Here is a 24588-nt window from a genome sequence, read left to right as displayed (position 1 = left end):
CAGTGTGGGCGCTACTTGCGGCCTTCCATGAGGACACTCACCAGAAGCTCGACCGCGCCCCCGTAGATAGCCGTCCGATATTTCAGCGCACGGACGGCTCGATGATGCGGGTTGACGAGGATGGATGGATATCCGACTCGGACGCCGACCTGGACTAAGCCGACGCACCCACGATCACGCCCATCCGCGTGGTCGACATCGAAGCGAACTGATCGCGTCATGAGAGTACTGGGCGGCATCGGCTGCTCAGGCAGGAAGAATGGGGGAACTCCCTTGCACTACAACACTTCTCGACTGTCCGTCATCCTCGCCGCGTTCGGCGCTCTGCTGATCTCCGGCACGAGTGGCAACGTCGCGAGCGCCAGTCCCGGCGGGCCATTGGTCACCGAGGCGAAGAAGCCTATCTGCGACAACGGGTTCAGCTTTTCCAAGCCGACGATCGTACGGCCCGAGATCCACGGCGATGGGTGGGCGAAGTGTGATCCGCTTCCCGATGGCGGCGACCCCGCTCTGACGCACGACTACTACCTGAGTTTGCAGCGACGCAACACCTCGGGTCAGTGGGAGTTTGTTGGTCAGCACATACGGACCAGCCTCATCCCGTGGGCGCGGCAGACCTATACCGCTACCGCTCCATGTGTGCCCGGATTCTGGCGGATGTACTCCCAGGTGAACGGTACGATCCAGGGCAGGGCATACGGCCCTGTCGAGACCATCTCCCAGGAACGGGTTGTCGCCGCCGACGAATGTGGATAGAGGACGACATGGCATTGCCGAACGGACGACGTTACGCGGATTATGACGGCCCGGTCACTGTGCGCGATCGGGTGATCGGTGTGGCGCGAGCATTGACGCGCCCTCGGGCCCGGCGGCGGCTGCACCCGCAAGACACGGGTGAGGGCTACGTGTTGAATAGTGAGATGGGTTGGTGGACAGTGCGGCCGGTTACCGGCGCGGGTTCGCGGCGCTGGATCAGCAAGCCGAAGTATGCGACTCGGGCCATCGCTCGGGACGACCGCGAGGCGGCGCTTACCTGGATGGGCGGGTTACTCGGCCTGTACTGATCCGGCACCATCAGGTCTGCGCCGCACACCCTGGGAACGACAAACCCGCCTCGATTCACCATCTCGACCATGCCCGCCGATGACGCGGCGCAGGACATCAGCACCTATGCCCTACCCGCCGAGATGCACGGATCCGGCGAGATCCGTGTCGGCAAAGCCCACATCCACGCCACCATGGCGGTCCAAGGCGACCGGGCTATTGCAGGCCACGTGCACGAGGCGCATATCGGCCATGGGTGCCGATGCTAGCCGAGACCTGGCGGCCTTGGCGCCCGCCGGCCGCACTTTCATCGAGCAGCGGGTCGCGGTTCTCGACTCCTGCACACCGCCCCCGAGCCGATCGTGGTGACCAGCGCGATGCCCAACTATCGCAGCTTTGGTTGCCGCGTCCTGCTAACGAGCCGCACCGTCGAACCTGCTGGTCAGAGACCCACCGTCGGCGCAAAGCGAGTGCTGGTAGTCGATCTGGCCGAGCCGACACCGGACATCGACGACCTCCCCTCGGCTCGACTGCTGGCCAGCGAAAGCAACGGCATACGGCACGGCTGGCCTTCGATCCGGAGAAGATCACGGCCGCACAACTGCTCGCCGCCGTGTCGGAGCGGGCCGAAGTGCGGGATCTGTCGATCGAAGAACCCGAGATCGAGGACGTGGTCCGCCGGATATACGAATCCGCCCGCTGAAACAGCGGGCGGATTCGGTCGGAGCGACGGAATTATCGACGTTCACTGTGTTTCGCGTGCGCCCTGATCGAGGCGGAAGGGCGGGTACTCGTCACGCATCAGGCTCGCATAGACCTGGACCCGGATGAGCCAGCGATTGATACCCAGCACGAAGTCGTACACCCCCTGCGGGTACCGCGCCGTGAACAACAGCGCGATCAACGCAACGATCAACAGGATGCTGATCAGCGGAATCGTGCCACCACCGCCCCAATCGTCGGAATCACCCATCCCGACGGCGACGCCCCCGCTCACCATCGCGGCGACGATCAGATAGTGCGGGATGGCCAGCAGCCACCATTTCACCAACACCAGACCGCGATGCAGCGTCTCCGGATAGTCGATCTCCAGATCGGCCGGGTACTCCGCGTTCGACTGGAGGCTGAACGGCGGGTACTTGTCGGTGCCGAGCACCGACAGGGAGTAGAAGGTGACCCGCCAGCCCCAGCGCATGACACCGACATTGAAATCGAACAGCGCCCGCGGATACTTGCCGGTGATCAGGATCGCGAAGAAGGCGATGATCGTCAGCACCAGGTAGGCGATGTGCAGGAAGAAGAGCACAACAAAGTGCGGGATGGCCAATAGCCACTTGACCAGCCACATCCACCGTGACAGCGCGGGGTCGAGATCTCCTCGAACGCGAATCGGGTTGGGCGGGACGGGCTTCTCGGGTTCCATGATCGACGCTCCTTCCGGGTGCTTCGATGCAAGCGACAACCAGTGTGGGATGTCCTGATTGTCGCGTATGAGACTATCGGGAATGGCACCTTCTGATACCGACATGCCAACGATCTGAGTATGCGTTGCACGGGGACTCGGTCACCGTTGTGCTGGACGACACAGCGGTCGGCACGCCATGGGCGGGACGGCCGAACCGCCGTTCCCACTCGCTGAGCGTCGAGGTCCGGAGCGTCGGCGGCTGCTTGTAGTATCGGTAGCGTGACGTTCAGTGCGGTGCGGGTGCCCGTGATTCGGGTGTTCGTCACCTTCGCGTTCACCGTCTGGGTTCTGGCGATGGCGGTGCCGGAATGTCACGTCTTCGCCCACTCCGCGGTCGCGCACGCGCACGCGCACATCGAAGCGTCGGGGCCCACCGTGGCCTCCACAGCGTCCGTGGCGATTCTCGCCGACCGGCATCAGCACGCCGCCGCGCCGGATCGCCATCTGCCCACCGCAGCGGTACTCGCCGCCCTCCCACGCTTCGCGTCGCTGTTGGCATTCCTGCTGGTCGCGGTGGTGCTCGTGCTGATGCTTCCGCTGGCGGCCGCACTCGGGGGCGGCCTGCGCGCGCCGCCGGTCGCTCTGCTCCCGGTCTGTACAGGCAGGGAGAAAATCACCAGATTCGGTATCGATCGGAACTGATCGGTCAGCGTCAGGCCTGAGCTTGCCGGGGCTCGGCCGGTGTTCGTGCGACATCCGCACCCACACCGTCGCTGCGCACAGCGACCGTACAGAATCGACGATTCCCCATGACTTCTGCGTTGCAGAACCCGAGCATGCCGAATCCGGCTCGGCCCGAGCTGGATACGTTCCGGCCCATTGTGCTTCCGAGCCCGGCGAGTCTGCTGACCACCGCCAACCGCTGCCCACGTCCGGCCACCATGGTCGGCAATACTCCGGTCCTCTGGATCACCGAGCCGCTCACCGGCACCCCCGGCCCCACCGACCGCGGCTTCTGGGCCAAGCTGGAGGGTGCCAACCCCGGCGGCATGAAGGACCGGCCCGCCTTGCACATGGTCGAACGCGCCGCGGCTCGCGGTGAGCTCGCACCCGGCGCCCCGATCATCGAATCCACGAGCGGCACACTCGGTTTGGGCCTGGCACTGGCGGGCATGGTGCACCACCACCCGGTCACGCTGGTCACCGACCCCGGCCTGGAGCCGCTCATGCATCGCATGCTCGCGGCCTACGGCGCCCGGGTGGAGCTGGTCACCGAGCCGCACCCCACGGGCGGCTGGCAGCAGGCGCGCCGCGACCGCGTCGCCGAACTCCTGGCAGAGGACCCGCGGGCCTGGTGCCCGGACCAGTACCGCAACCCTGACAATCGCGACGCCTACGAGACCCTGGCGATGGAACTGATCGCCCAGCTCGGCCGGATCGATGTGCTGGTGTGCTCGGTCGGCACCGGAGGCCATTCCGCCGGAATCTCCCGAGCCCTGCGGCGCTACTACCCACAGCTGCGCCTGGTGGGCGTCGACACCGTCGGCTCGACGATCTTCGGCCAGCCCGCGGGTCAGCGGCTGATGCGCGGCCTCGGCTCGAGCATCCATCCGGGCAATATCGACTACCCTGCCTTCGACGAAATCCACTGGATCGCACCGGCGGAGGCGGTGTGGGCCTGCCGCGCACTCGCCGCGACCCACTATGCCAGCGGCGGTTGGAGCGTCGGTGCTGTCGCACTGGTCGCGGGGTGGCTGGCCCGGACCAGCGATCCTGATGTGCGGATCGCCGCGGTCTTTCCCGACGGTCCTCTGCGCTACTTCGACACCGTGTACAGCGACGACTATTGCCGCGAGCACGGCTTGCTCGGTATCGAACCGCCGACCGCACCCGCCCGCATCGCCCGTCCGACCGACGCCGTGGTGGAATCCTGGACCCGGTGCACAACGGTCGTCGATCCACGGAATGCCGATCTCGACCACACTCTTGCAGGGTCGGCGCAATGACCGAACTGTTCGCCACCTATCGCGGTTTCAACCGGCCGAGTCGCCTGCTGATGGTCAACCAGTTCGCCATCAACACCGGCTTCTACATGCTGATGCCGTACCTGGCCGGGCATTTGGCAGGCCCACTCGGCCTGGCGGCCTGGGCGATCGGGCTGGTGCTCGGCGTGCGGAACTTCGCCCAGCAGGGCATGTTCCTGCTCGGCGGCACGCTGGCCGATCGACTCGGCTACAAACCGCTGATAGTCGCCGGATGTCTGTTGCGCACCGGCGGTTTCGCGTTGCTCGCCTTCGCCGATTCGCTGCCCGCGCTGCTGGTCGCGTCGGCGGCGACCGGTTTCGCGGGCGCGCTGTTCAACCCGGCGGTCCGGGCGTATCTCGCGGTGGATTCGGCGACGCGCCGGGTGGAGGCCTTCGCGGTGTTCAACGTCTTCTACCAGGCGGGCATCCTGTTCGGCCCGATCGTCGGGCTCGCGCTGATGGCTTTCGACTTCCGGGCAACGGCCGCTGGGGCCGCGACGGTGTTCGGCTTGCTGACGCTCGCTCAGCTGCGTGCGCTGCCGCAGCACAGCGCTGAACCCAAAACCGCATCGGTGCTGGATGATTGGCGCGTTGTGCTGGCCAATCGCCCGTTCCTGCTCTTCGCGGCGGCGATGACCGGCAGCTCCGTGCTGGCGTTCCAGGTTTACTTGGCGCTGCCTATGCAGGCCACGCGCATCGTCGGAGCGAGCTCCGCGACCGCCCTGATGACGTCGATATTCGTGGTGTCCGGAGTGATCGCGATCGCCGGGCAACTGCGGATCACCCGCTGGTTCGGGCAGCGCTTGGGTCGCACGCGCAGCCTGGCCCTCGGCATGGCAGTCCTCGCGGCCGGGTTCGTTCCGCTGCTGCTTGTGCCCGGCACCGCCTTCGGCGTGTGGCCTGCGGTCGGGGCGCTGTTGCTGACGGCGGCGGTGCTGGGGGTCGGTACGGCAGCGGTTTTCCCGTTCGAGATGGACACTGTGGTCGCGCTGTCAGGTAACCAACTGGTAGCTACCCACTACGGCCTCTACCACACCATCGTCGGCATCGGCGTCCTGCTCGGCAATCTGGGGATCGGCGCACTCCTGGACGCCGCGCGCGGCGCGGGCATGAGTTCGCTCGCCTGGGCGGCGCTCATTGCCGTCGGCGCCACCGCCGCGGCGGCGCTGTTCGCGCTCGCCCGCGCCGGGCGGCTGGACGCACCGGTCCCGATCGGCTGATCGACGCGCCGCCCCGGATGCCGGAACGTCCGGGGCGGCGGCTAGACCGGTCCGCTCCCCTGCGCCGAATACAAACTGACCTCGCCCTCCTCACTGAGGAAGGCGTTCACCAGCATGGTGCGACTTGCCCGGAGTTCGTCTTGGTCCGGGACGGCGGTCGTGATCGAAATCTGCGGAATGACAGCCCAATTCACCACGTACCGCTCCGGCGGGCCGTCGTCGTCGGACAGCCGGGCCAGGCGGAAGACCGAGATGGTCTTGCGGACGATGAGGTCACGCACGACCTCCGCGATTCGCTCGGGGTCTTCCAGCGCGAACATGAAGCCGAATGTCAACTCGGGCGATGACACATAGGCAGGCACGAACACCGAGGCTAGCCGATCGGACCACGACGCGCAGCCGCTGCGCCGGACCGATTGCTGCTCATGCGCTCGGGCCGTAGGGCAACTGAACCGCAGGGGATTCTCAGTGACCGATCTGTAACGCAACATAACAATTCCCCGCCAGATTTCGGATTTTTACACCATACTATTGCGCGAATTCGACGACCGCGCTTTCCTGAAAGTGTCCCGATTTCTCGGGTCGTCCTCCTCATCGCATCGTCGCGAATTTCCGGTTTCTTCGCCGTTCCGGTGAACCGTGGGGTGACACCTGGACGCGGGACTGCGCCGGAGCCGAGGGGTGCCCGTCGAAATCCCCCTCGGCCCTGGCGTATCCAGGATTCGAATCGTCACCGCAGGGGAATCCCATGCCCGCCGAATACGGCGAACTCCGTTTCGGAGCCGGTGGGCGGTAAAGCCCAACCCGAAGTGGACCGGGCTCGCCGAGCCGACCCACGGATACCGGGATCCGATCACCGCCGCCATCCAACGCAGGCACAGGTTGCCGGTGTGGTAATCAGCGCGGCTTGTCTACCTCGGGCTCGACGACCTCGGCGTCGATGAACGCCTCCGGCTCGGTCGGCGACGACTCGGCGACGGGGGCCTCGACATCGTCGTCACGGTCGCGATCGAGATCCTGCTGCGCCGCCGCGTCCTTCCTGGCCGCTGCGGCCGCCTCGTTCATCTCGATCGCATCGGTGATCCACTCGCCGATCTCCCTGGTGACCTCCGCGACGGTGCCGGTGATGATGTTGGCGATATTGCCGACATGCTTGGCGCCCGAGGATGTCAATTCCTGAATGAGATCCTTGTTGCTTTCGAATTTCCCGATCATTCACACGCCCACTTCGCTTGCCTTTCGCTGACGCATCACGATAACACCGGGAGATGGTTCGCTCCCGACCATGCGGGACGGCAGCGCGAGTTTGAAAATTTTCTTCCACACCGAGCCGATCTGCTTGCCGAGCGAACCGGTGTTGTACGGCAGCCCGTACTTTTCACACAATGCGCGCACCGTGGGCGCGATCTCGGGATAGCGGCTCGCGGGCAGGTCGGGGAACAGGTGGTGTTCGATCTGGTGCGACAAATTGCCCGACATGATGTGGAACAGCTTGCTTCCGGTGATGTTCGCCGAGCCGAGCATCTGGCGGATGTACCACTCGCCGCGGGTCTCGTCCGCGGTCTCCTCCTCGGTGAACGTCTGTACGCCGGTCGGGAAGTGGCCGCAGAAGATGATCGCGAAGGCCCACACGTTGCGTACCAGGTTGGCGGTGACGTTGCCCGCCAGCGTGTGGAAGAACAGCGGCCCGGTCAGCACGGGAAACACCAGGTAGTCCTTGAGTACCTGCCTGCTCGCCTTGCGCCACTGACCGAGGATCAACTGCTTGACCTCCGGCCACTTCTTCTCGCCGCTCAGGATGTTCTCGATCTCGAGGTCGTGACCCATCACGCCCCACTCGAACAGCATCATGAGCACGAAGGCGTACAGCGGCTGCCCGAGACGCAGCACATTCCAGCTCTGGCCTTCGTCCATCCGCAGGACGAAGTAGCCGATGTCGCGGTCCTTGTTGTGAATGTTGGTGTAGGTGTGGTGCAGGTAGTTGTGCGAGTGCTTCCACTGGTCGGCCGGGCAGACGTTGTCCCACTCGAACACACGGGAATTCAGGCCGGGCTCGCGCATCCAGTCGTACTGGCCGTGCATCACGTTGTGGCCGATCTCCATGTTGTCGAGGATCTTCGACACACTCAGCGCGGCCACCGCGGCCAGCCAGAACGGCGGAAGGAAGCCGAGGTACATGAGTCCGCGCCCGGCGATCTCGAACCCTCGCTGCGCCTTGATGATGGAGTAGAGGTACTCCCGGTCGCGCTCGCCGAGATCGGCGACGATCGCGGCGCGCAGCTCATCGAGTTCGCGGCCGAGTTCCTCGATCTGCTCCGGGCTCAGGACCAGCGGTCCGTCTTCGGTCTCGGTGAGGATGGTCATTATTACTGCCCTTCGTTGTCAGATGTCGATCTCGACGTCGCCGACCGGCGCGCTGATACACAGCTGGATCGGTTGATCGGGATCGCTGTCGCTCTCGCCGGTGCGCACATTGCGCGTGCAGCCGGTGCGGCGGACCGCGGTGCAGGAGAAACAGATCCCCATGCGGCAGCCGTACTCGGGCGTGAGACCGGCGGATTCGGCCTGCTCCAGCAGGGTCGCGCCAGTGTTGTCCGCGCTCACCCCGCTGGCCGAGAAGTTCACCGTGCCATAGGTTTCCGTCGCGTCGATCGGTGCGACGGACAGGGTGAACTCCTCGGTGTGCAGCCGGTCGTCCAGCTGCTCGGCCTCGTAGACCTTGCGCACCGCATTCATCAGCGACCGCGGGCCGCACACATAGGTCTGCGCTTCGGCGAACCAGGGCGCCACTCGCTCCAGTTCGTCGTAGTCGAAGTACCCGCTGCCCTGCTCGGGCGCGAGGTCCACCCCCGGCGCGCCGGGGTCGACCCGCGTCGCGGCCCGCCCCGATCGCCACGGATGACGCAGCTCGATGCGGAAGTTCTGGTGCCGCCGCGCGATGGCGTCGAGCTCGATGCGATGCGGGACCACCTCCGCCGATTTCGCGTAGTGCAGGAACACGACCTCGCCCCGGTGGCCCTCGTCGGCCAACGTGCGCAGCATAGACAGCACCGGCGTGATGCCGCTGCCGCCGCTGATCAGCAGTACGCGCTCCGGGCGCTGCCCGGGGAGCCGGAACACGCCGTCGGCGGGCGTCAGGTCGACCACCATGCCGGGTGTGGCGTCGCGGTAGAGGAACTGCGACACCAGACCGCCGGGATGCGCCTTGACGGTGAGCTGGATGCGGCGATCCCGGCCGTTCTCCGGATCGACCGGCGAATAGCACCGGGCGTGCCGTACGCCGTCGATCACCACGCCGATCTGGACGTACTGTCCGGCGGTATGACCTTTCCACTGCCGGGTCGGGCGCAACGTGAGCGTCACAGACCCCGGCACCGAGCGGTCCGTGTGGGTGATTTCGGCCCGCATGTCCCGGACGGTCAGCGTGGGGCGGACCAGTTCCAGGTACCTGTCCAGCGAATGCGGCGAGGTCAGGGTCTGCACCAGGTTGATGAGATCCACCATTCGTTCTCCATGCCTCTTGTCTGCTGACGACGTGCGACTCATATTTCAGTGCACGTATGTACACTCAACTAGTGTGACCGACAACAGGGGGCAGGTGTCAACCGGCAAAACATGTGACCCGAACGACAGCTTGGGATAGTTCAAATGGTGAACGGATGTATGCTCACCGTGATGAGCGAGCAGGCAGCGACCCGAGGCGAGCGCAAGGAGCGGACCAGGCAGGCACTCCTGGACGGCACCCTGGCGCTGGCCGCCGACCGCGGTTTCGCCGCGCTCAGCCTGCGCGAGATCGCCCGCTCGGCAGGCATCGTGCCCACCGCCTTCTACCGGCACTTCGCGTCGCTGGACGACTTGGGCGCGACGCTGGTCGACGACGGTGTCACCGCACTGCGTCTCGCGCTGCGCGAAGTGCGCCGCAACTCCGACGCGAGCCTGTCGGACACGGTGCGCTTCGTGTTCGAGCAGGTCGGCCCCAAGCGTGAACTGTTCGGCTTCCTCACCCGGGAGCGGCACGGCGGCTCCGCGGCGCTGCGCAAGGCGATCGCGCTGGAGCTGCGGCTGATCGTGCGGGAACTCGTCGCCGACCTCTCCCGGATCAGTGCCCTGGATTCCTGGCCCCCCCACGATCTGGAGATCGCCGCCGACCTGATGGTCGCGACGGTCACCGACGGGATCGCCGACTACGTGTCGGCCACACCCCGCGAGGAGAGTGTGATTATCGACCGCACCGTGCAGCAGATGCGGCTGATCGCACTCGGCATGGGCGCGTGGCGGCCGCCGAAACAGCGGTGAGTCGGCACGCGCACAGGAAACGTCAGCCGCCGAGCCCGGACTCGCCCGGCGCCGGGTCGATCCCCTTCTCCGCCGCGACCGGGTCCGGCGACCGCACCGGAAGCAGCACCGCTAGTCCGATCGCGAGCACGACGAGCAGACCGGCGATGCCCGCGCGATCGGCATCGAACAACCAGACGAACAGGCCGAAAAGGCTTGGGGCGAGGAAGGACACGGCACGTCCCGTAGTCGTGTACAGGCCGAAGAGCTGACCCTCGCGTCCAGGTGGAGCCAGGCGGGTGAGGAAGGAGCGCGCCGCCGCCTGCGCCGGGCCGACGAAGGCGGTGAGCAGCAGCCCGAAGATCCAGAACATCAGCGGGCCGGACACCACGATCAACGCGAGCCCGCACACCAGCATGGCGGCGATGGACACCATGATGACGATCTTCGGCCCACCCCGATCGTCGAACCGGCCCGCGACGATCGCGCCCAGCGCCGCAACGACATTGGCGGCGATGCCGAACAGCAGCACATCCGAATCGGCGATCCCGTAGACCCGCACGGCGAGCACCGCCCCGAAGGTGAACACGCCGGCGAGCCCGTCGCGGAACACGGCGCTGGCCACCAGAAAACCCACCGTGCGGCGATCGACACGCCATAGCTCACGCAGATCCCGCCAGAGCACTCGATACGACCCGAGGAACCCGGCGCTCGCCGCCCCTGGATCGGCGTCCGTGTGCGGCATTTCGGGCACCGCGAACAGGACCGGGAGCGCGAAGGTGGCAAACCACACGGCGGCGAGCACAGCGACGAGGCGGATGTTCAGCCCTTCGTCGGTGGGTATCCCGAGCAGTCCGCGATTGTCGCCTTCGCCGGAGATGAAACCGAAGTAGCAGATCAGCAGAAGGAAGATGCCGCCGAAATAGCCCATCGCCCAGCCGAATCCGGAGACGCGGCCGACCGTGGCAGGGGTGGACACCTGCCGCAGCATCGCGTTGTAAGGCACGTTGGCCAGCTCGAAGAAGGCCGAGCCGACGGCGAGCAGCACGAGTCCGAGCCACAGGTCGTGGTAGTCGTCGTGCACGAAGAACATCAGCGTCATCGCGGCGATCGTCAGCGCGGTCAGCATGCCGAGGGAGCGTTTGCGTTTCGCCGACGCGTCGAAGCGCTGGCCGCTGACCGGCGCGGTCAGTGCCACGACGAGTCCGGCGATCCCGAGCGTCCAGCCCAACCACGCGCTGGCGGAGACCTTGCCAGGCAGATCGTCACCGACCTTGTCGGTCAGATACACCGAGAACACAAAGGTGAGGATGACGGCGTTGAACGCCGAAGACCCCCAGTCCCAGAACCCCCACGCCACCACTTGCCCGCGCCCGGCGGCCTGCCCAACCGTCGCCCGCGCGTTCACCTCGGTCATGCCGCGCAGCCTATCCGCCGACACCCGCGCACGGGGGCCACTCGTGCACGCCCGTCCGGGCGGCACGGCTCGAAAAGCACTGCGGATCAGCTATGCACCCAGTTGCATAGTACCGAATGTACCGTCTACCCTGACCGCATGGCCCTCGAGCACGCGTTGCTGGTATCGCTGACCGAGCGCGCCGGCTCGGGATATGAGCTGGCGCGCCGCTTCGACAAATCCATCGGCTACTTCTGGAGCGCCACCCACCAGCAGATCTACCGGGTACTCAAGCGTATGGCGGAGTCCGGCTGGCTCGACAGCGAGTCGGTGACCCAGGAGGGTAGACCGGACAAGAAGGTCTACTCGGTGAGCGAAGCGGGGCGCACCGAACTGGCCCGCTGGATTGCCGAACCGTCCGACTCCGGCACTCCCCGCAACGAGCTCGCGGTGAAGATCCGCGCCGCCACCTACGGCGACATCGACGCGCTGCGCACCGAGGTCGCCCGCCACCGTGACCAGCATGCGCAGCGGCTCGACTTGTACCTGGTCATCGAGAAACGCGACTTCCCCGTCCCGGGACAGCTCTCCGGGACGGCCTTGCACCAGTACCTCGTCCTGCGCGCGGGCATCCGCGTGGAGTCGGGGTTCGTCGAATGGTGCGACGAAGTTCTGCACGCACTGCACCCGCGCGTCGGCCCCGCGTGCGGAGCGACGGAGAAAGGCGAGACTCACCCATGAGCTCCTTCCCCCATCTGTTCGAGCCGCTCGACCTCGGCTTCACCACCCTGCGCAACCGCGTGGTGATGGGGTCGATGCACACCGGCCTGGAGGACCGCGCCTGGGACACCAACAAACTGGCCGCCTACTTCGCCGAACGCGCACGCGGCGGCGTCGGCCTGATCATTACCGGCGGCTACGCGCCCAACCGCACCGGCTGGCTCCTGCCGTTCGGCGCGAAGCTGACCACCAAGACCGAGGCGTACCGGCATCGTGCGATCACCAAGGCGGTACATGCGGAGGGCGGCAAGATCGCCATCCAGATCCTGCACGCGGGCCGCTACTCCTATATGCCCGGCAGCGTGTCGGCCTCCTCGATCAAGGCCCCGATCAATCCGTTCCGGCCGCGCACGCTCTCAGCAAAGGGCATCGAGCAGACCATCGACGACTACGCCCGCTGTGCGAAGCTGGCCCAGTTCGCTGGCTACGACGGCTGCGAAATCATGGGCGGTGAAGGCTATCTCATCAACCAGTTCCTCGCACCGCGCACCAACAGGCGCACCGACAAATGGGGCGGCTCGGCGCAGAACCGGCGCCGGATCGCGGTGGAGATCGTACGCCGCACCCGCGCCGCCGTCGGCCCGAACTTTCTCATCGTGTTCCGGTTGTCCATGGCCGACCTGGTGGAGAAGGGGCAGACCTTCGAGGAGATCATCGCGCTGGCCGAGGAACTCGAAGCCGCCGGGGTGAATATCCTCAACACCGACATCGGCTGGCACGAGGCACGGGTACCCACCATCGTGACCTCGGTGCCCCGCGCGGCGTTCGTGGAGTTCACCGCCAAGATCACCGAGCAGGTGAGCATTCCGGTCTGCGCGTCCAATCGGATCAATATGCCCGAGGTGGCCGAGGAGATCCTGACTCGCGGGGACGCCCAGCTCATTTCGCTGGCCCGCCCGTTTCTCACCGACCCCGAGTGGGCGAACAAGGCCGCGCAGGACCGGGTCGACGAGATCAACACCTGCATCGCCTGCAACCAGGCCTGCCTGGACCACGCCTTCCAGCACACGACCGTGTCCTGCCTGCTCAATCCGCGCGCCGCGCACGAGACCGAGCTGAGGTTGCTGCCCACTCGCAGCACCAAGCGGATCGCGGTGGTCGGCGCGGGCCCGGCCGGGCTGTCCGCGGCGGTGAACCTCGCCGAGCGCGGCCACCGCGTCGACCTGTTCGAGGCCGACGACAAGGTGGGCGGACAGTTCGACATCGCACGCCGAATCCCGGGCAAGGAGGAGTTCGACGAGTCGATCCGCTACTACAACCGGATGCTCGAGATCACCGGCGTCACTGTGCATTTGAACAAAAGAGTCGGCGCAGACGAACTCATCGAGGGTCGCTACGACGAGGTGGTGATCGCCACCGGCGTCCAGCCGCGCATCCCGAACATCCCCGGCATCGACCACGCCATGGTGCTCACCTACGCCGAGCTGGTGCGCGAGGAGAAGCTGGTCGGCAAGCGCGTCGCCGTGATCGGGGCGGGCGGCATCGGCTACGACGTCAGCGAATTCCTCACCGTCGAAGGACATCCCGCGCTGAAGCTGGACGAGTGGAAGGAAGAGTGGGGCGTCACCTCCGACGACCAGCAGGTCCCCGGCCAGCTCGCCACACCCAGGCCCGCTCCCGCCGCCCGCGAAGTCGTTCTGCTGCAACGCAAGACGACGCCGTTCGGCAAAGACCTCGGCAAGACCTCCGGCTGGGTGCACCGCGCGGCGCTGAAAGCCAAGGGCGTCGAGCAGATCGGCGGTGTGAACTACGAGCGCATCGACGACAACGGCCTGCACGTCAGCTTCGGCGCGAAACGCCGACGTCCCCAGCTGATCCCGGTTGACAACATTGTCGTCTGTGCCGGTCAGGAGTCCGTCCGTGATCTGGTGGCCCCGCTGCGCGCCGCGGGCGTCGACCCGCATCTCATCGGTGGTGCGGACCTCGCCGCCGAACTCGACGCCAAACGAGCTATCGACCAGGGCACCCGCCTGGCCGCGCGCCTCTGACCGGCACCTCCGGCAGCCGGTCGACATCGTCGACGCCCGGGCGCTGTCACGTTCACACGACGGCGCGACATCATTCGTTTCACGCACAGTGTCATCCGTCCGGCTGCGCCCTCTATGCTGCACCAGGTGAGCCTGCCCTCTCCCACCTCCGAGAACCGCGCGGTCGTCACCGGCGCCTCCTCCGGCATCGGCACCGCGTTGGCCGCCGAACTCGCCGCCCGCGGCTACTCGCTGATCCTGGTCGCCCGCCGCGATGAGCTGCTCACCGAACTCGCGCAGCGGCTGACGCTCGCGCACGGCATCGCTGCCGAGGTGCGCGCGGTCGACCTGGCCGATCGCACCCAGCGCGACGACTTGGTCGAGGAGTTGGCCGCCCGCGACATCGCCATTCTGTGCAACAACGCGGGGATCGCGACCTTCGGCGCGGTCGCCGAACTCGATCCGGCCTATGAGCGCGCCCAGATGGAGCTCAATGCCGTCGCGGTGCACGATCTGACGCTTGCCGTGCTGCCGGGCATGATCGCCCGCGGTGGCGGCGGCATCCTGATCAGCGGCTCGGCGGCGGGCAATATGCCGATCCCGAACAACGCCACCTACGCCGCGAGCAAGGCGTTCGCCAACACCTTCTCCGAGTCGCTGCGCGGCGAGCTGAAAGACTCCGGGGTGCACGTCACCTTGCTCGCCCCGGGCCCGGTCCGCACCGAGACCCCCGATCCCACGGACGCCTCGATCGTGGACCGCATCGTGCCCGACTTCATGTGGGTCTCTTCGGAATACACCGCCAAGGTGTCCATCGACGCCCTGGCCCGCAACAAGATGCGGGTGGTTCCCGGCCTGATCAGCAAAGGGATGAGCGTCGCAGGCCAATACGCCCCGCGCGCGTTCACCGCACCCATCGCGGGCGCATTTTACCGGAAGCTCGGCGGCTGAGAGACCTCCGTCACGGTCCGCGTCAGCAACCTGTCAAGAACCACACGACGGTGGTCAAGGATGCGCAAAAGACCAGCCCACAGCCCTGTCACCCGGCGTAATCCTGGCATCGACCCCGCACTGAGAGAAAGCGGGGCAAACCAGGAGAACACCGTGACACTGCTCGATATCTTCCCATCTTTGCGGTCCGGAATGCCTTCGCGCCTCGATTCCGCGGTCTGGCCGCGGGACACGCACTATGACGGCGACGGCAGGATCACCCTCGGCGGGGTGGCCCTCGCCGACATCGCCGATCAGTACGGCACCGCCACCTACGTCCTCGACGAGGAGGAGGTCAGGTCCCGCTGCCGGGCCTACCGCAAAGCCTTCCCCGAGGCCGAGATCATCTACGCGGGCAAGGCGCTGATGATCCGTGCGGTAGCGGAATGGGTTACCCAGGAAGGACTTTCGGTCGACGTGTGCTCGGCGGGCGAGCTTGCCGTCGCGCTCGCCGCCGGGGTGCATCCGGATCGAATCGTGTTGCACGGCAACGGAAAGTCCTTCGACGAGCTGGAGATGGCGGTGCGCGCCGGAGTCGGCCGGATCGTTGTCGACTCACTCACCGAAATCACCCTGCTCGCGGCGCTCGCGACCACGCCACAACGGGTGCTGCTGCGCCTGTCCCCCGGCATCGACGTGCACGGGCATCCCGCGGTGCGCACCGGTGTGTTCGACCAGAAGTTCGGCTTCCCGATCGGTAGCGACATGGCCGCGGAGGCGATCGACCGGATCATGCGCCAGCCCAACCTGACGCTGATCGGCTTCCACTGCCATCTTGGCTCGCAGATCTACGACCCGGATCACTACGGCGAGGCCGCGCGGCGCATGGTCGCCGAGATGGCGCGGGCCCGGCGGAACCACGGCGTGATCCTTACCGAACTCGACCTCGGCGGCGGGCACGCGGTGGCCTATTGCAGCGGCGACGCCGAGATGAACCTGTCCGAACTCGCCGACATCATCGAGGACGCCCTCGACGCCGCCTGCGCGCGCCACCACTTCCCGCGACCCGTGTTCGCATTGGAACCGGGCCGGGCCATCGTGGCGAGGGCGGGCGTGACCCTGTACCGAGTGCTCTCGGTCAAGCACATCGACGGGGGGCGCACCTACGTCACGGTGGACGGTGGCATGAGCGACAACCCGCGCGTCGCGCTATATGGCGCCCGGTACGAGGTGGTGGTGGCCAACCGCCATCCGTGCGGTCCGCACATGACCGCGACGGTCGCCGGTCGCCACTGCGAGGCGGGCGACATCCTCGCCGCCGACGTACGGCTGCCTGCCGACCTGAGGCCAGGCGAAGTGCTCGCGGTGCCCTGCACCGGCGCCTATCACCACAGCCTGGCCTCGTCCTACAACAACGTCGGGCGCCCGCCGATCATCGCGGTGCGCGACGGCCGTGCCCGCGAGCTGGTGCGCCGCGAGACCACCGCGGATCTGCTCGCCCGAGACATCGGGCGCTGATCCGGGCAGACACGGCGCCCGGGATCCGGTGTCCGGCCGTCTGCGGTACTCAGCGGCGGCGGGTGCCGAAGAGGCTGCGGCTGATCTCACGACCCGCCGCGGCGGCCGCCGACCGCAGGAATCCCTTCACCGCGGGATTCTCCATGATGCGCTCGGCGGTCGACTTCTCCGCGCGCGTCGCGGCGCGGCCCGGAGTCCGCACGGTTTTCGGATCTTGCTCCGCCGCAGCGACTTTCGCGGCAAGCAGCTCGTAGGCCGACTCCCGGTCGACGGTCTGCCCGTACTTCGCGGCGAGCGCGCTGGTCAGCGCGTGTGACTTGATCGCGTCCGCTCCGATGGCGTCCATCAGCGAACGCGGTGGCTGAATCCTGGTCCAGGCCACCGGAGTCGGCGCGCCTTGCTCCGAAAGCACCGTCACGATCGCCTCACCGGTGCCCAGCGAGGTGAGCGCGTTCTCCAGGTCGTAGCTGCTGGTCCTGGGGTAGGTGCGCACCGTCTTCGACAGCGCCCTCTGGTCGTCCGGGGTGAACGCGCGCAGCGCGTGCTGGATGCGCGCACCCAGTTGGGACAGCACCTGATTCGGGATGTCGATGGGCAGCTGGGTGCAGAAGAACACGCCGACGCCCTTGGACCGGATCAGCTTGACGGTCTGCTCCACCTGATCCAGGAACGCCTTCGAGGCGTCGGAGAAAAGGACGTGAGCCTCATCGAAGATGAAGACCAACTTGGGCTTGTCCACATCACCGACCTCGGGCAGCGTCTGGAACAGGTCGGCGAGCACCCACATCAGGAAGGTGGAGAACAGCACCGGCCGCGCCGCCTGCGCACCCAGCTCGAACAACGTGATAATGCCCTGCCCGCCCGCGACCCGCACCAGGTCCGCCGGATCCAGTTCCGGCTCACCGAAGAATGTGTCGCCGCCATCGGCCTCCAGGTTCACCATGGCCCGCAGGATCACGCCCGCGGTGGCCGCGGAAACGCCGCCGATGCCCTTCAGGTCCGCCTTTCCGTCGGGGCTGGTGAGATGGGTGATCACGGCGCGCAGATCCTTCAGGTCCAGCAGCGCGAGGCCGTTCTTGTCCGCCCAGTGGAAGATCAGACCGAGGGTCGACTCCTGCGTCTCGTTGAGCTCGAGCACCTTGCTGAGCAGCACCGGCCCGAACGAGGTGATGGTCGCGCGGATCGGCACGCCGATTCCGGTGGTGCCCAGCGAGACGAACTCGGTCGGGAACCCGGTCGGCGCCCACTCCTCGGCACCGGTCTCCGCGGCGCGCGCGCTGGTTCTGTCGTCGGTCTGCCCTGGCCGGCTCAGTCCCGACAGGTCACCCTTGATGTCGGCAAGCACCACGGGGACACCGGCGCCCGAGAGCTGTTCGGCGATGCCCTGCAGCGTCTTCGTCTTTCCGGTGCCGGTCGCCCCCGCGACCAGGCCGTGCCGGTTCATCGTCCGCAGCGGAATCCGGATGTGCGCAGCGGGATCCACGGTCCCATCGACCACAACGGTGCCCAGCTCCAGTGCCGCGCCCTCGAACGCGTATCCCGCGGCGATCTCCTCGGCGGCGCCTGACGGAGCGGGGGCTTCCTTCGGCACGGCATCGGCATTCGTTCGCTGCGCGGTCCGATCCGCCTTCGCCCCGGCATTCTCCGGCGCCGTCACCGGGTCCGCACCGATCGCACCCGCAGCGGCCGCTTCCTGCTCGGCCAGTTCGCGCTCCGCGGCCTCCACGGCGGCCTCCGCCTCGGCCGCGGCCCGCGCCGCCTCCTGCGCCGCCTGCCGCGCCGCGGCCGCCTTCTCCTGGGGGGTGGTCATCGCACGTCCTCCGTCTCGGTCTGACTCCGACTGCTTTACCCAGTATTTGCTGTCGTACCGAAAACGCATCCGCCGATCTGCGAGAAACTGTATCCACGCTGGTCATATTCACAGGCTCGTAACAATTCATTGTTTGCTGTGCCGTATCGGCGTCGGCTGGCGTTGAACGCCGACCGTTCACGGCACCGAGTCGGCGGCCGAACGCCCCGTCCCGAAGGCCCCGCGGTCCGACCCGGCTAATGTTGCTCGAGTGTCCGACAAATATGTGGTGTGGATGGATTGCGAGATGACCGGCCTGCGCCTGGACAGCGACAAGCTGATCGAGGTGGCCGCGCTCGTGACCGACAGCGATCTCAATATCCTCGGCGAGGGCGTGGATATCGTCATCCACGCCGACGACCAGGCTCTCGCCGCGATGCCCGCGGTGGTCGCGGATATGCACGCGCGTTCCGGCCTGACCGACGAGGTCCGCCGCTCCACCGTGACCATCGCCGAGGCCGAACAGCGGGTGCTCGACTACATCCGCCAGTACGTCCCAGCCCCCCGCACCGTGCCGCTCGCCGGTAATTCGATCGCCACCGACCGCGGCTTCATCGCCAGGGACATGCCGCTGCTGGACACCCACCTGCACTACCGGATGATCGACGTGAGTTCGATCAAGGAGCTGTGCCGCCGCTGGTACCCGCGGATCTACTTCGGCCAGCCGGAGAAGGGCCTGACCCATCGCGCGCTGGCCGACATCAAGGAGTCCATCCGCGAGCTGGAGTACTACCGGCGCACCGCGTTCGTCGCCCCGCCCGGCCCCTCCACCGCCGAGATCGCCGCGGTCGCCGCCCAGATCGCCGGAAACGAGGTGGAATCGGCCCAGGTCAACGCCTCGCCGGAAACCGATTAGGGAGTGGAAGGGGTGACGCGCTAGTATCTACCGCGCCGGTTGTTCACCGGCGATGGTGAGCGTAGTTCAGTTGGTAGAGCACCAGGTTGTGATCCTGGCTGTCGCGGGTTCGAGTCCCGTCGCTCACCCGAATGCGGCCCAGGCCAGGGACTTGAATCCCCGGCCTGGGCCGCACTGCTACTCAGCACTCGCCAAGAATTTCCCGAGCTCCGAAGCCTCAGCTGATCTCTGCCGGTAACCTCGAAACGCCGAACGGGCCACCAGACCGGTGGCCCGTTCGGCGTTCTCGCGGTGCGGCTTCAGCGGTTGTCGTCCGCGTTGCCCGCCTTCCAGGTCGGCCACGGAATATTCCAGTCGCCGAGGCCGTCCACACCGGACAAGGTGCCGCCGACGGTGTTCTTCACAATCGTGATGTCACCGCGCTTCGCATTTTGGTAGACCCACTGCGCATTCGCCGGGCTGAGATTCAGGCAGCCGTGGCTGGTGTTGCTGTAGCCCTGCTGACCGACCGACCACGGCGCCGAATGGAAGAAGATTCCGCTGTAGGACAGGCGCGTCGCGTAGTCCACCGGCGTCTTGTATCCGTCCGGCGAGCCGACCGCCACGCCGTAGGTCGAGGAATCCATGATGATCCGCTCATGCCGGTCGGCGACGATGTAGATGCCGTTGTCGGTGGGCGTGTTGCTCTTGCCCATCGAGGTCGGCATGGTGCGGATCACCTGGCCGTTCTGCTCGACGGTCACCTGCTTGGTGTTGTCGTCCGCGGTGAAGATCACGGCGTCGCCGACGGTGAAGAAGGAGTGGATGTTGTCCTGGCCGTACAGACCATCGCCGAGATCACGCCCATAGACGTTCACGTCGATGGTCACCTTGGTCCCCGGCGCCCAGAAATGCTCCGGCCGCCAGCGCACCTCACGGTTGTTCACCCAGTAGAACGCACCCTCCATGGGCGGCTCCGTAGCGACTTTTATCGCGGCCTGCGCGGCCCTGCGGTCGGGGATGTTCTCGTCGAACTGGATGGCCACCGGCTGGCCGATGCCGACCACCTCGCCCTCACCCGGGATCAGGTAGGGCTTGGTCTGACTGTCCGGCGAGCTCGTGGTGAAACTCAGCATCGTGGAGTTCGCGCCGCCCAGGCCGATCGCGTCAGCCTTCAGCCGGTAGGTCTTGCCATAGCCGAGCACCTCGGTGGTCTCCCAGGACCGTCCATCGGCCGCCAGCTTGCCGCCCACCGGCTTGTTCTGCGCATTGACCAAGGTCACGTTGGTGAACTTGCCGTCTTCGACCTTGAATGCCATCGGCATGCCCGGCGACACCCCCACGGCGCCATCCTTGACCGGAGACAACAGCTTCGGCTTGATCAACTCGGTTATCGGGTTGCGGTCGATGGCGACCTGCGCGGTCTCCGTACCGCCCGACGACGAACACGCCGTCAAGGCCAGCGCGGCCACGGCGAACACAACCAATGGCCCCGCGATCCTCCGTATCGACCGACGTGCGGCCGATCCGTGCCGACCCTGACCAACGCTCATTTCAACCCCGTTTCAAGTCTCGGTGCTCCGGAACACACCGATGGCTTCGGATACCAACCGCCTACGCCGCCACCCCGCGCGCCGCAGGCTGTCGAGACCACAATCGGACATTCTGCCAGCACGTCACGACCGGGCCAATCCGAAAGCCAGGTCGACACAACAGCGTTACAACGGATAGATCAGGTCCGCGACCCGACGTGTTAACACAGCGGGGGAACATCGCATCCGCGCCGGTCAGGACACGATTTCACTTCTGCGGCCTCGGCCTGTTAAGGTTTGTGCCGCACCGGAACACGGGGCATGCGCCATTAGCTCAATTGGCAGAGCAGCTGACTCTTAATCAGCGGGTTCGGGGTTCGAGTCCCTGATGGCGCACAACAGGCCATGTTCTTGCCAGCAATCAGTTGGCAAGAACATGGCCTTTTCAGCCCCATCTCGCTGAAATCCTCCGTGACAATTGCGAGACCTTGGCTTTCCCAGGCGAACCACTAGTCACAATTCGGACGCGGATATGCCCACACGGCCACCGAAATCCAGTCCAGCAACCAAAAATTTCTGTGACGTACGTCACATCAGGTTTACTGGCAAACCCCCTGCGTAGATAACGATTCAGCAACCCCGCCCTGAGCTTTCCAAGATCGCCAGAACTTCCCATTTGCCATTCGTTCACCCTCCGTTAACCAAGCGTGACCATTCTGCAATCAGGTCACAAAGCGACCTGAAGTTTGGTTATCCCGAAGAGTTGTTCACACCGATTCGGAAAACCACCGCACGGACGGCAGCTGCCAGCCACGCGGTCGGCGGAGCGGAATCCGGCAACGAACCGGCGGTCCCCATTCTTCCGCCCGATTCTTCGCATCGAAGATGCGGAGTCCCGCGCGACACCGCGGCCGAGCCCCGCCGAAGGCGAGCCGGCATCGCACGCACGAGCACGTCGCGCTCCAGGGGACCTGGGTGTCCCCCACAACAAAACCACAAAACAGCACATGGCCGAAACGGCGAGCCTCCACGAGCGCACGCCGCAGGATCCTTGCTGCCCGAACGCGGCCGGATCGAGACAAGTCCCCAACCAAGGAACCGATTCGCAATGCCTGACAGACGCTTTTCTTCCTTCCGTTGCCCATCGCTCCGCGAAAGCATCACCATCGCCGTCGCCGCCGCGGGTGTCGTGGCCGTAGCCGCCTCCTCCGCGGTGTCCGTAGCCGACGACAGCGTCCCGTCTCGTATCGCCATGGTGGCCGAACAGCAGCCAGCCGGCGCGCCCGCTGCCGCCGCACCCGCCGCCGCACCCGTCGCCGAGGTGGCCGCCCTGGAGGCGATCCCCGCGCCCGCACCCGCACCCGCAGCGGTCCCGGCGCCGATGCCGGCCCCGGCCCCGGCGGCCTACGCGAACAACCTGGACGGCTGGATCCGCCAGGCACTCGACATCATGAGCGCGCACAACATTCCGGGCAGCTACAACGGCCTCTACAGCAACATCATGCGCGAATCCACCGGCAACCCACAGGCGATCAACCTCTGGGACTCCAATGCCGCCGCGGGCATACCGTCCAAGGGCCTGTTGCAGGTGATCGACCCGACCTTCGCCACGTACCACGTCGAGGGCACCTCCTGGGACATCTGGGATCCCGTCGCGAACATCGTCGCCGCCTGCAACTACGCGGCGCACCGCTACGGCTCGATGGACAACGTCAGCAGCGCGTACTGACCTGTTGGCGAGGCGAGGCCTTCCCGTCCACGGATGGGGAGGCCTCGCCGCGTTCTGCCCCCTCCGCCCGGTCGGCTAGGGTCGATGCACCCGACCCCGTGGACAGCACCATGACCGATTACGCACACAGCGACGCCGCGGCAAAGAGCCGCGCCGAGAAGGCTCGGCGGATGGCGAGCTATGTCTGGCAGCGCGGCATCACCGGAGCCGAGTTGCTCGCGCTGCCCGCGTCCGCGCGACGCAAGCTGGCCAGAGCCGCCGAGACCAACCCGCCGAGCACCGACGAGACCTGGGTGACGGTGGCACAACTGCTGGACGAAAAGGACAGCTGGGCGGCCCGGCATCCGGAGCATCCGGCAGCCCGGCGCGAGCACACCGACGAGAAGCTGCTGTGGGTGAAGCCGCCGATCGCCCCTTGGTTGTGAGGCTGGAACGCCAGATGGAGCGAGGAGCACTTTCCCCCAGCCGAGTCCGGCCCGCCCGCCGCGTGATCGTCGAAGCGGCGGGCTCCGATCCAGCAGACCGACCGTCCGAGCCTGCGGCCCGCCGATCAGGCGCCCAGCTCGGTCGCCTGCTCGACCTCGGCGACGACCCTGTCCGCCAACGACCGCAACGTCCGCGCCTCCGCGGCCGTCATCGGCTCGATGAACACCCTGCGCACCAGATCCACATGATTCGGCGCGGCCCGCTCCAGGCCGGCACGCCCCTCCGGCGTGAGCTGCACGATGATGCCGCGGGCGTCCTCCTCCGCCGGTCGCCGTTCGACTAACCCGCGGGCGTCCATCCTGGCCAGGTGCTTGGACAACCGGCTCTTCTCCCAGCACACCTCGGCGGCCAGCTCCTTGGCGCGCAGACAGCCGTTCGGGGCCGCGGACAGGGCCACCATCAGCTCGTAGTCCGCGAGGGACAGATGATCCTCGGCCAGCCCGGCCGAAATCACCCCGTCCAAACGCTGGCGCAGCCGCACATAGGCCTGCCACGTCGCCTGCTCGTCGTCACTCAACCACCGGACCATGGGAATGAAGTGTAATCACTTTTGGTTGACATGGACACCAACCACTCAGGAGGTCCGATGCCCGCCATCACCGTCCCCGACATCATGGTCCTGCCGCGCCTTCCCCGCCCCGACGCGACCCTGCGCGAGCGGCCGGTGCGCAGCGTAGTCACCGCACACACCCAGCGCGAAGGCGCGGGATTCGAGGTACGCAGGCCCTTCCCCAGCATGGATCTGCGCACCGCCGATCCGTTCATCCTGCTCGACCAGATGGGCCCGGTGGCCTACGAACCGCACGAAGCCAAGGGCGCGCCCTGGCATCCGCACCGTGGGTTCGAGACGGTGACCTACATGCTCGACGGCACGATCGTGCACCACGATTCCAACGGCGGAGGCGGTGTCATCAGCGAAGGCGACACCCAATGGATGACCGCGGGCTCCGGCATCCTGCACGACGAGGTCCCACCGGAGGACATGGTCATCGCAGGAGGCCGGTTCCACGGCATCCAGCTCTGGGTGAACCTGCCGCGCGCACTGAAGTTCACGGCTCCGCGCTACCAGGACCTGCGCGGCGGCGAACTGACGCTGGTGAGTTCGCACGACGGCGGCGCACTGGTCCGGCTCATCGCCGGTGAAGTCGGTGGATTCACCGGTCCCGGTTCCACCTACACGCCGATCGCGTACGCGCACGCCTCGATCACACCCGGTGGACAGCTGGAAACCCCTTGGCCGCAACAGTTTACAGCGATGGTGTATGTACTGTCCGGCAACGGCACGGTCGGCGCGGAACGCAGGCCGCTAGGCGACGGACAGTTGGCGGTATTCGGCCGAGGGGACGCGATCACCGTGACAGCCGATGCGCGCCAAGACAATCGGACCGGCGAACTCGAAGTGTTGCTGCTCGGCGGACAGCCGATCAAGGAACCCGTGGTGCAATATGGGCCGTTCGTGATGAACACCCGTGCTGAGATCATCGAGGCGATGGCCGACTACCAGGCCGGACGCATGGGAAACATCCCCGCAGAGCACGTCGGCGGTGGCACGCCCACCACCTGATCCGTGTCTGGCCGCCGCCCCCTGATGCCCTAGT

Annotated in this window: 24 protein-coding genes and 2 tRNA genes; 17 read left to right on the top strand and 9 right to left on the bottom strand. The window is 66.5% G+C overall.

The window, feature by feature from the left end; all coding sequences use genetic code 11:
* The first annotated feature begins 219 nt into the window (after positions 1-219).
* The 3 genes from OHB12_RS31545 (at position 220) to OHB12_RS31535 (ending at position 1313) form a co-directional block, all read left to right on the top strand.
* A complete protein-coding gene (locus tag OHB12_RS31545; RefSeq protein WP_327113450.1) occupies positions 220-756 on the top strand; it encodes a hypothetical protein in 537 nt (178 codons plus the stop codon).
* An 8-nt stretch (positions 757-764) separates the two neighbouring features.
* Positions 765-1064 carry a hypothetical protein gene (locus tag OHB12_RS31540; protein ID WP_327113448.1) on the top strand — a complete coding sequence of 100 codons (300 nt, stop codon included), beginning with the start codon at positions 765-767 and terminating at the stop codon, positions 1062-1064.
* 69 nt (positions 1065-1133) lie between these two features.
* Positions 1134-1313, top strand: coding sequence for a hypothetical protein (locus tag OHB12_RS31535; RefSeq protein WP_327113446.1), 180 nt, complete (start codon positions 1134-1136; stop codon positions 1311-1313).
* A 476-nt stretch (positions 1314-1789) separates the two neighbouring features.
* Here the strand turns inward: OHB12_RS31535 and OHB12_RS31530 are convergent, their stop codons facing one another.
* On the bottom strand, positions 1790-2467 hold the full coding sequence (locus OHB12_RS31530; protein WP_327113444.1) for a DUF4389 domain-containing protein: 678 nt from the start codon (positions 2465-2467) through the stop codon (positions 1790-1792).
* A 261-nt stretch (positions 2468-2728) separates the two neighbouring features.
* On the opposite strand from OHB12_RS31530, the gene OHB12_RS31525 reads away from it, so the two are divergent.
* From OHB12_RS31525 to OHB12_RS31515, 3 genes are all read left to right on the top strand, one after another.
* Positions 2729-3151, top strand: a complete 423-nt coding sequence (locus OHB12_RS31525) for a hypothetical protein (RefSeq protein ID WP_327113442.1) — start codon at positions 2729-2731, stop codon at positions 3149-3151.
* Positions 3152-3285: 134 nt separating this feature from the next.
* Positions 3286-4455, top strand: coding sequence for a PLP-dependent cysteine synthase family protein (locus tag OHB12_RS31520; protein WP_442800153.1), 1170 nt, complete (start codon positions 3286-3288; stop codon positions 4453-4455).
* On the top strand, positions 4452-5693 hold the full coding sequence (locus OHB12_RS31515; RefSeq protein ID WP_327113440.1) for an MFS transporter: 1242 nt from the start codon (positions 4452-4454) through the stop codon (positions 5691-5693). Before OHB12_RS31520 ends, OHB12_RS31515 begins: the two co-directional genes overlap by 4 nt.
* Positions 5694-5734: 41 nt before the next feature.
* Here OHB12_RS31515 and OHB12_RS31510 read toward each other — a convergent pair whose 3' ends face one another.
* The 4 genes from OHB12_RS31510 to OHB12_RS31495 all read right to left on the bottom strand — a co-directional run bounded on the left by OHB12_RS31510 (position 5735) and on the right by OHB12_RS31495 (position 9197).
* On the bottom strand, positions 5735-6055 hold the full coding sequence (locus OHB12_RS31510; RefSeq protein ID WP_327113438.1) for a hypothetical protein: 321 nt from the start codon (positions 6053-6055) through the stop codon (positions 5735-5737).
* 535 nt (positions 6056-6590) lie between these two features.
* Entirely contained in the window at positions 6591-6908 is a 318-nt protein-coding gene (locus OHB12_RS31505; RefSeq protein WP_327113436.1) for a hypothetical protein, read from the bottom strand.
* Positions 6909-8057, bottom strand: a complete 1149-nt coding sequence (locus OHB12_RS31500) for a fatty acid desaturase family protein (RefSeq protein ID WP_327113434.1) — start codon at positions 8055-8057, stop codon at positions 6909-6911.
* An 18-nt stretch (positions 8058-8075) separates the two neighbouring features.
* Positions 8076-9197: a ferredoxin reductase gene (locus OHB12_RS31495; RefSeq protein ID WP_327113432.1), complete on the bottom strand. Its 1122-nt coding sequence runs from the start codon at positions 9195-9197 to the stop codon at positions 8076-8078.
* A gap of 144 nt (positions 9198-9341) precedes the next feature.
* Here OHB12_RS31495 and OHB12_RS31490 point away from each other — a divergent pair, with 144 nt between their 5' ends.
* Complete coding sequence (locus OHB12_RS31490; protein ID WP_327113430.1) at positions 9342-9989, top strand: TetR family transcriptional regulator; 648 nt, start codon at positions 9342-9344, stop codon at positions 9987-9989.
* A gap of 22 nt (positions 9990-10011) precedes the next feature.
* Here the strand turns inward: OHB12_RS31490 and OHB12_RS31485 are convergent, their stop codons facing one another.
* On the bottom strand, positions 10012-11385 hold the full coding sequence (locus tag OHB12_RS31485) for an MFS transporter (RefSeq protein WP_327113428.1): 1374 nt from the start codon (positions 11383-11385) through the stop codon (positions 10012-10014).
* Between the two features lie 138 nt (positions 11386-11523).
* Here OHB12_RS31485 and OHB12_RS31480 point away from each other — a divergent pair, with 138 nt between their 5' ends.
* The 4 genes from OHB12_RS31480 (at position 11524) to lysA (ending at position 16559) form a co-directional block, all read left to right on the top strand.
* Positions 11524-12105: a PadR family transcriptional regulator gene (locus OHB12_RS31480; RefSeq protein WP_327113426.1), complete on the top strand. Its 582-nt coding sequence runs from the start codon at positions 11524-11526 to the stop codon at positions 12103-12105.
* Positions 12102-14132: an NADPH-dependent 2,4-dienoyl-CoA reductase gene (locus OHB12_RS31475; protein ID WP_327113424.1), complete on the top strand. Its 2031-nt coding sequence runs from the start codon at positions 12102-12104 to the stop codon at positions 14130-14132. Before OHB12_RS31480 ends, OHB12_RS31475 begins: the two co-directional genes overlap by 4 nt.
* A 126-nt stretch (positions 14133-14258) precedes the next feature.
* The gene (gene cmrA, locus OHB12_RS31470; protein ID WP_327113422.1) at positions 14259-15062 is read left to right on the top strand and encodes a mycolate reductase; all 804 of its coding nucleotides are present in this window, start codon (positions 14259-14261) and stop codon (positions 15060-15062) included.
* Positions 15063-15215: 153 nt separating this feature from the next.
* The gene (gene lysA, locus OHB12_RS31465; RefSeq protein ID WP_327113420.1) at positions 15216-16559 is read left to right on the top strand and encodes a diaminopimelate decarboxylase; all 1344 of its coding nucleotides are present in this window, start codon (positions 15216-15218) and stop codon (positions 16557-16559) included.
* A 49-nt stretch (positions 16560-16608) separates the two neighbouring features.
* Here the strand turns inward: lysA and OHB12_RS31460 are convergent, their stop codons facing one another.
* On the bottom strand, positions 16609-18369 hold the full coding sequence (locus OHB12_RS31460; protein WP_327113418.1) for a helicase HerA-like domain-containing protein: 1761 nt from the start codon (positions 18367-18369) through the stop codon (positions 16609-16611).
* Positions 18370-18619: 250 nt separating this feature from the next.
* Here OHB12_RS31460 and orn point away from each other — a divergent pair, with 250 nt between their 5' ends.
* Positions 18620-19264 carry an oligoribonuclease gene (gene orn / locus OHB12_RS31455; RefSeq protein ID WP_327113416.1) on the top strand — a complete coding sequence of 215 codons (645 nt, stop codon included), beginning with the start codon at positions 18620-18622 and terminating at the stop codon, positions 19262-19264.
* 55 nt (positions 19265-19319) lie between these two features.
* Positions 19320-19392: transfer RNA gene (locus OHB12_RS31450), tRNA-His, on the top strand.
* Positions 19393-19563: 171 nt separating this feature from the next.
* On the opposite strand, the gene OHB12_RS31445 is transcribed toward OHB12_RS31450, so the two are convergent.
* Positions 19564-20796 (bottom strand): L,D-transpeptidase, encoded by a 1233-nt coding sequence (locus OHB12_RS31445; RefSeq protein ID WP_327113414.1) that lies wholly within the window; start codon positions 20794-20796, stop codon positions 19564-19566.
* Between the two features lie 302 nt (positions 20797-21098).
* On the opposite strand from OHB12_RS31445, the gene OHB12_RS31440 reads away from it, so the two are divergent.
* The 3 genes from OHB12_RS31440 to OHB12_RS31430 all read left to right on the top strand — a co-directional run bounded on the left by OHB12_RS31440 (position 21099) and on the right by OHB12_RS31430 (position 22929).
* Positions 21099-21171 (top strand) — tRNA-Lys (locus tag OHB12_RS31440).
* 712 nt (positions 21172-21883) lie between these two features.
* Entirely contained in the window at positions 21884-22504 is a 621-nt protein-coding gene (locus tag OHB12_RS31435; RefSeq protein WP_327113412.1) for a transglycosylase SLT domain-containing protein, read from the top strand.
* Between the two features lie 110 nt (positions 22505-22614).
* Complete coding sequence (locus OHB12_RS31430) at positions 22615-22929, top strand: hypothetical protein (RefSeq protein ID WP_327113410.1); 315 nt, start codon at positions 22615-22617, stop codon at positions 22927-22929.
* Positions 22930-23054: 125 nt separating this feature from the next.
* Here the strand turns inward: OHB12_RS31430 and OHB12_RS31425 are convergent, their stop codons facing one another.
* The gene (locus OHB12_RS31425) at positions 23055-23507 is read right to left on the bottom strand and encodes a MarR family winged helix-turn-helix transcriptional regulator (RefSeq protein WP_327113408.1); all 453 of its coding nucleotides are present in this window, start codon (positions 23505-23507) and stop codon (positions 23055-23057) included.
* Between the two features lie 69 nt (positions 23508-23576).
* Here OHB12_RS31425 and OHB12_RS31420 point away from each other — a divergent pair, with 69 nt between their 5' ends.
* Positions 23577-24554, top strand: coding sequence for a pirin family protein (locus OHB12_RS31420; protein WP_327113406.1), 978 nt, complete (start codon positions 23577-23579; stop codon positions 24552-24554).
* The last annotated feature ends 34 nt before the right edge of the window (positions 24555-24588 follow it).

This window comes from Nocardia sp. NBC_01730 (assembly GCF_035920445.1).
Taxonomy (GTDB): domain Bacteria; phylum Actinomycetota; class Actinomycetes; order Mycobacteriales; family Mycobacteriaceae; genus Nocardia.
The sequence above is the reverse complement of the archived record's forward strand: the minus strand, read 5'-3'. Positions and strand labels throughout refer to the sequence as shown.

What these genes read in the sequence shown, in the direction of transcription:
- OHB12_RS31545 (WP_327113450.1), top strand. Translation starts at nt 220, where the DNA reads ATGAGAGTACTGGGCGGCATCGGCTGCTCAGGCAGGAAGAATGGGGGA.
- OHB12_RS31540 (WP_327113448.1), top strand. Translation starts at nt 765, where the DNA reads ATGGCATTGCCGAACGGACGACGTTACGCGGATTATGACGGCCCGGTC.
- OHB12_RS31535 (WP_327113446.1), top strand. Translation starts at nt 1,134, where the DNA reads ATGCCCGCCGATGACGCGGCGCAGGACATCAGCACCTATGCCCTACCC.
- OHB12_RS31530 (WP_327113444.1), bottom strand. Translation starts at nt 2,467, where the DNA reads ATGGAACCCGAGAAGCCCGTCCCGCCCAACCCGATTCGCGTTCGAGGA.
- OHB12_RS31520 (WP_442800153.1), top strand. Translation starts at nt 3,286, where the DNA reads ATGCCGAATCCGGCTCGGCCCGAGCTGGATACGTTCCGGCCCATTGTG.
- OHB12_RS31515 (WP_327113440.1), top strand. Translation starts at nt 4,452, where the DNA reads ATGACCGAACTGTTCGCCACCTATCGCGGTTTCAACCGGCCGAGTCGC.
- OHB12_RS31505 (WP_327113436.1), bottom strand. Translation starts at nt 6,908, where the DNA reads ATGATCGGGAAATTCGAAAGCAACAAGGATCTCATTCAGGAATTGACA.
- OHB12_RS31500 (WP_327113434.1), bottom strand. Translation starts at nt 8,057, where the DNA reads ATGACCATCCTCACCGAGACCGAAGACGGACCGCTGGTCCTGAGCCCG.
- OHB12_RS31495 (WP_327113432.1), bottom strand. Translation starts at nt 9,197, where the DNA reads ATGGTGGATCTCATCAACCTGGTGCAGACCCTGACCTCGCCGCATTCG.
- OHB12_RS31490 (WP_327113430.1), top strand. Translation starts at nt 9,342, where the DNA reads ATGGTGAACGGATGTATGCTCACCGTGATGAGCGAGCAGGCAGCGACC.
- OHB12_RS31485 (WP_327113428.1), bottom strand. Translation starts at nt 11,385, where the DNA reads ATGACCGAGGTGAACGCGCGGGCGACGGTTGGGCAGGCCGCCGGGCGC.
- OHB12_RS31480 (WP_327113426.1), top strand. Translation starts at nt 11,524, where the DNA reads ATGGCCCTCGAGCACGCGTTGCTGGTATCGCTGACCGAGCGCGCCGGC.
- OHB12_RS31475 (WP_327113424.1), top strand. Translation starts at nt 12,102, where the DNA reads ATGAGCTCCTTCCCCCATCTGTTCGAGCCGCTCGACCTCGGCTTCACC.
- OHB12_RS31460 (WP_327113418.1), bottom strand. Translation starts at nt 18,369, where the DNA reads ATGACCACCCCCCAGGAGAAGGCGGCCGCGGCGCGGCAGGCGGCGCAG.
- OHB12_RS31445 (WP_327113414.1), bottom strand. Translation starts at nt 20,796, where the DNA reads ATGAGCGTTGGTCAGGGTCGGCACGGATCGGCCGCACGTCGGTCGATA.
- OHB12_RS31435 (WP_327113412.1), top strand. Translation starts at nt 21,884, where the DNA reads ATGCCTGACAGACGCTTTTCTTCCTTCCGTTGCCCATCGCTCCGCGAA.
- OHB12_RS31430 (WP_327113410.1), top strand. Translation starts at nt 22,615, where the DNA reads ATGACCGATTACGCACACAGCGACGCCGCGGCAAAGAGCCGCGCCGAG.
- OHB12_RS31420 (WP_327113406.1), top strand. Translation starts at nt 23,577, where the DNA reads ATGCCCGCCATCACCGTCCCCGACATCATGGTCCTGCCGCGCCTTCCC.